Source organism: Corallococcus sp. CA053C, assembly GCF_003611675.1.
Classification (GTDB): Bacteria; Myxococcota; Myxococcia; order Myxococcales; family Myxococcaceae; genus Corallococcus.
The window spans coordinates 1-6,027 of the sequence record NZ_RAWA01000511.1 but is presented as its reverse complement, the minus strand read 5'-3'; the positions used below and the strand labels follow the sequence as shown (position 1 = coordinate 6,027).

Annotated in this window: 1 protein-coding gene; it reads right to left on the bottom strand. The window is 69.5% G+C overall.

All coding sequences use genetic code 11. The features are described 5' to 3' along the window. A partial coding sequence (locus D7V97_RS38660; RefSeq protein ID WP_147445157.1) for an RHS repeat-associated core domain-containing protein occupies positions 1-6,027 on the bottom strand: 6,027 nt, incomplete at both ends.

Genomic DNA, 6,027 nt, shown 5'->3' with positions numbered 1-6,027 from the left:
GTACAGGCGGGGATCGTTGATGCCGCTCGGCCCGCCGCCGCCGCCCGGGAAGCCGCTGTCGCCGGACGGGCCCTGGCACTCCTTGCCCATGCAGGTGGAGTCCAGGCCCGTTGGATCGGACAGGTTCACCGGGTCGTTCATCGCGAACGCATAGGGGTGGGTGGTGGCCGCGGTGCGAGGCACGAAGAGTGGATCCCGGCTGAGGAACCGGCCGAGCACGGGGTCGTAGAGGCGCGCGCCCAGGCGTGACAGGCCGAAGGACTCCAGCACCTCGCCGCCATTCCACTGGGCGCTCGAGTAGAGCAGGGCACCCGGTCCCGCGGACCCGCTGGACTTCGCCTCGCCAAAGGGCTGGTAGTCGACGTCCTGGATGAACCGGCCCTGGTTGTCCGCCATGTACCGCGTGCCGCGCAGCTCGCCGAAGGAGAAGAGCCAGTCCTGCTTGTAGCCCCGCCGGCTGGCCACGATGCCGCCCGCGCCGGGGATGTGGCGCGTGATGACCGACGTGGCCTGGCCGGCGATCTTCTGCTCCTTCAGCTCGATGAGGCCGCCGAACTTCCACTCGTGCCGGGCGTCCTTGCCTCCGACCCGCAGGTCCAGCTCCTCCAGGGCGCCCAGCGCGCCGTAGCGGAACGAAGCCGTGCCGACCGGATCCGCGACGGTGCGCACGCTGCCCGAAGGGAAGTAGCTCAGGCTGCGTCCGCCATTCCGGGACGGCAGGCTCACCACGTTGCCCGCGCTGTCATGGGTCACCTGACACGAACCGGTGCCCGTCCCGCCACCGCCGTACGTGACGCGGCAGAGCTGGTCGTTGTCGACAGTGTCGTAGCTCATCGCGGTATCGGCGGTGCCCAGCAGGTCGTTCTGCGTGAGCACGTTGCCGAGCGCGTCGTAGGTGTACTGCCATTGGGCCAGGGTGGTGCTGCCGTTGGTGCGCAGCGACGACGTGAGCCTGCCGAGCGCGTCGTAGCCGACGTTCGTCTTCGGGCCCGTGGCGGCGCCGTCCACGATCTCGCGTCGCACCTGTTCGCGGCCCAGCGCGTCGTACCCGAGCATGTAGAGGGTTCGGGATCCGTAGCTGGAGGCGAGCGTCCCGTCGGTCATCAACCGACGGCCGACGTCGGCGTAGCCCGCCGCGAACTCGACCACACCTCCGTGCGTGGCCTTGCGCACGCGCCCGAACGGGTCGATGTCTCTCGCCATGTAGAGTTCCCGGCTGTCATTGGAGTCCTCGAACCTGACGAGGCGCAGCCGGCCGGCGGTGTCGTAGGAGTACGAGGCCACCTCCTTCTCGTAGCCGTTGTCGGGCAGCTGGAGCGTGAGCGAATCCAGCGAACCGTCTGCGTGCAGCCCGGACTTCTCGACGTAGTACTTGCCCGCGCTGTCGGTGAAGACATGCGCGTCCTCCCGGCCGAAGGAGTCATAGCTGTAGGAGACCTCGCCCAGGGGCGACTTGGTCCGCGCCAGCCGGCCCAGGACGTTGCCAGGCACGACGAGGTTGGTGGGGCTCGAGCCCACGTCGTAGAGGAAGTCGTAGACCGTGTCGGGTTCCGCCACGCCCTTGCTGCGCTCCTCCGTGTGCGTGACGCGGCCCAGGGCGTCATAGCGGTTGATCAGGTTGCGGTTGCCCGCGGGTGCTGCGACGGACTCGTACCAGCTCACCTCAAGCGGCTCGCCCCAGTTGCTGTACTTCATCGTCTTCACGGCGCTGGCCGGCTCCTGCCACTGGAGGCGCTGGCCGAACGAGTCGTAGGTCCACGACGACTGCACGGGGCCCGAGGGCAGGGCGGGATTCAGGAAGCGGGTCATCCCGGTGAGCTGGCCCAGCCGGTCATGCGTGAACGTGGCGTGCTCCAGCCGGACGGTGCCCTTCCACGTCGAGCGCGAGAGGATCCGCCCCGCGGCCGTCTGGGTGGCGGACTTGAGGACGCCCGCCTGGGGGGAGGCCGCGGTCAGGGCCGCCGCGTCGTTGACGCTCAAGGTCTCCTGATGATCCAGGAACGAGCGGAAGTAGCAGGTCACGATGCGCTCGGTGGCCAGGTCCGTCGAGGCGCTGTACGCCTGCGGGCCGTTGCCGCGGACGTCGCAGGACGGGGTGCCGTCCAGGTTGAAGAAGTAGGTCGTGCCGTAGGCGGTCGCCCCGTTCTGCGAGGCCGGATACGGGTCCGCTTCGAACAGCACCCGGCCCAGGGCATCGTAGGTCCGGGCTCCGGTGATCAGGAGCTCCTTCGCGTAGTCGGTGCCCAGCTCCACTTCAGTGCGGCGCGAGCGGCCCAGCTCATCCAGGTACACGGTGCCGGTGCGCCCCGGCGCGCTGTCCTCGGTGCCGGGCGCGACGGGGTCGGTGAAGGTCTTGCCGACGATGCGCCGGCCCAGCGGATCCGTGCCGGAGAAGCCGTCGTAGCGGGTCGTCGACATCACCCCCAGCGTCCCGTTGAAGGGGCGCACGGTGGAGCGCACCGGCCGTGCATGGCCATCCAGATCGGTTCCGTATTGGGTGTTGTTGGGATCGGTCACCGTCAGCGTCGCGAGGCTGACCGGGTCGCGCGTGAGGGAGGTGGTGAGCACAGGCGTGCCGGTGGCCTCCAACCGCTGCTCCACCAGCGCGAGCCCGAAGTCGTCGTAGGCGAGCTTCACCGTGCGGACGGCGCCGTCCTCGCGCACGCGGGTGACCGTGGAGGGGTTGCCGCCAGCGTCGTAGCTGACGGTGTACTCGTTCACCGTGTTCAGCAGCGCGCCCGTGCCGGTGTCGCGGCGGTCGCGGCTGTGCGAGGTGAGGTGGCCCAGGGAGACGCTGCCCGAAGCCAGGCCGTCGTACTGCCAGGACTCGGAGGTGTACGTCACATAGGGCGTCTTGTCGCAGGTCCACGAGCGCCGGCTCATGGGCGCGTGAAGCACCCGCTCATTCGTGCCCGTGGGCGTGGCGTACTTCGTCTCCACGCAGAGGTCGTCATCACTCCGGTAGACGTCATTGGCATACAGGACATTGAGCACCCGGCCCTGGTCGTCCACGTCGAGCACCTCCGAGCGGGTGACCACGTTGTTGAGGGACGGCGGCGCCGCGCTCCCGCGCCAGGCGTTGGTGGCGCGCGCGTACATGAAGCCGTGCGCCGTGCAGGGGTTGTAGGTGTTGCCCACGGCGTTCCACGAGCCGAGGAAGTCGAGCGGATAGGCCAGCTCGAAGCAGTCCAGGCCGGTGTTGGTGCCACCGCTCTGCGGGGTCTCTTCGTAGACCTTCGTGGCCCAGTCGTAGTGCGTGCTCCCGAGCCGGCGGGCATAGGTGGTCAGGTCGGTGGCGAGCAACGTCCAGGGATCGAGGCTGCCGCTGGTAAGGACCGTGACGTCGCGCACCTTGCCCGCCTGGAGGTAGCGGCCGAAGCGCTCGGCCTTGGAGGCCGCGGTGAACGCGGGCAGCGGGTACGTGTCCGTGATGGTCCCGTGCCCGTCGGTCTTGCCGTTGACCGTCACCGAGCGCAACGACACCGAGCGCTGATAGCCGGGCAGGGTGAAGGTGTGGAGCGCGGAGTCGTACATCAGCTCCGCGCCGCCATACGCGTAGCGCGTCGCGGACAGCGTGCCGCCGAGCCCCTGGGTGCCGACGGTGTCCACCGACGTGACGACGATTTCGGGGAAGGGCACCTGGTGCTTCGTGGTGCCATCCTCCTTCGCGGAGCGGTAGCCCACGGTCGTCTTCGCGCCGTAACCGTTGTCCACCTGGACGATGCGGCCTGCCTCCGGCCTGCCGGGAAGGCTGCCGCCCGCGAGCTGATAGACGTCCAGGGTGGAGCCCGTGCGGCGCACCACCTCCGGCTTGCCGTCACCGTTGAGGTCGTAGAGGCCGCTCTGGGTGTTGGACGTGATGCCGTCGCAGCGCTCCTGCGCGCTGGAGAGCACGAAGCCGGAGCCGACGACGTCGATGTTCACCGCCGGGGCGAAGCCCGCTCCGGTGCCCACCGCCACGGTCCAGATCGAGCCGCTACCGCGGGTCACGAAGTCGGGGATGCCGTCACCGGTGAGGTCGCGCAACCCGTTGACCTGGTCGGCGAAGAAGGTCGTGGCGCCGGGAGCATCCGGCTCCGGGGCGAAGCAGGTGTTGAACTGGGCGCTGGACTGGGTGGCGTAGCTTCCCGGCAGGGTCAGGGTGACGGTGCTGAAGCCGCGTCCCGTGCCGAGTGCAACGGTGGTCCGGTTCTCCACCCGGTCGACGAGGCCGTCACCGTTGACGTCGGCGAGGCCGCAGATCACCTCCTGGTTGAAGCTGCTCGTCGCCCACAGCCCGACGCCGCACGCGGTGTTCGCCTTGAGCGTGATGGGGGCGGAGAAGACCGGGGAGGCATCCTCGATGTACAGGCCGTAGAGGTTGAACACGGCATCGACCCGGTTCGAGCTCCCGTGGAGGGGCTGCATCGTGATGGTGCGCTGGGTGTTGATGACCTCGCCGGTGAAGGTGCCCGGGAAGGCGGGCACGGAGCCCACGACCTCGACGCGCGACGAGTTGAAGACGAGGTCCGGGAAGCCGTCGCCGTTGACGTCGTTCACCGCCCATTCGGTGTAGGTCTTCTCCGGGCTGGCGCTGAGCTCCGCGTTGGGGAAGTTCCCGCCACAGATGCCTTCCGTGAAGCCCTGCGGGTAGGACGCCCAGGCCGAGCCGCTCCAGCGCCAGCAGGCGCCGATGATGCGGTCATGGCCGCTGTAGCGGCTGGACAGGGGCAGGTAGCCGTTGCTGAGCAGGTGCCCGGCGGCGACGAGCCGGTTGTAGAGCGGGGTGATGGCATACGCGCGGCGCTGCCACTGGACGCCGGTGGCGCCCGTGCCGGGCGTGTTGAGGTAGACGACCCACTTCCAGGGAGTCTCGGCGGCATCGACGATGTCGACGCGGCCGTCACCATTCATGTCCATGGCCTGGCGCCAGACCTGGTCGATGTTGACGGCGGCGCTGCTGTTGACGAAGCGGTTCTGCGTGGCGCTCCGGGTTTCGAAGGCGCCGGTGGTGAGGACGGTGTCCGCGAGCTGCGCGTTGATGGTGCCCAGGGTGGTGGCGCCCGAGGCGCCCGGGCGGTTGAGGGCCACCCAGAGTTGGAAGGTGCCGGTCTTCTGGTAGACGAGGTCGGGCAGGCCGTCACCGGTGACGTCGGTGAGACTCTGCCAGGTCGCGGAGCCCGTCCCGGCGGCGACCGGCGGCGTGAACGTGCCGTCGCGCGACGTGCTGGCGATCTTCGTGAGGTCCGGCCCGGCGGGCAGCGGGATGGAGCCGGTCTTCTGGTACGAAAGCGTGCCATTGGTGGTCGCGCTCCCGTAGCCGAACGAAGCGACCGGCAGTGAGACGGACGCCTCCGGGGTGCCCTGGCGCCCGGACAGGCGCACCGCGCTCAGGCGCGGCTGCTTCGTGTCGGCGTCCGGCAGGTACGTGAAGGCATACGAGCGCAGCTTCTCCGGGGACCCCGTGCAGCTGGCGCGGCTGCCCACGTCGAGGCTGCTCAGGGTGCGAAGCCGCGTGAGCACGCGGTCGCCCAGCAGGGACAGCGACAGCGGCGCCGCGGCCGGGGCGCCGTAGTTGAGGGTGACCTCGTGCTTGAAGCAGGAGGAGGTCGGGTGCTTGTTGTAGAGCACGCGGCGCAGGTCGATGGAGACAGCGCTCCCGCCCGGAACCGCGACGTTGGAGACGTCGTACTCCAGCTGGACGGCGGTGCCATCCGGGCCGGTGACGGAGCTGAGCAACCAGAGTCCGGCGCCGGAGAGGGGCGCGGGCTCGGTGAAGGTCCACGTCTTGCCCCGGCCGTCGTACATCACCCAGGTGCCGGCCTGCTCCTTGAGGACGAGGTCGGGCGCGTCGTAGCGGACGATCCAGGTCGTCCCCTTGGGAAGCAGGTCCATGGCCTGTCCCTGGAGGGACAGCGTGACCTGCTCACGGCCCGCGGGGGGAACGTCGGAGCCAATCTGGGGTTTGCGATGGGCGAACGTCAGGTCGCGCCGGACGTAGGAGAGCGGGACCTCCCAGCCCAGGCCCACGGCCCCCACGCCCCGAGC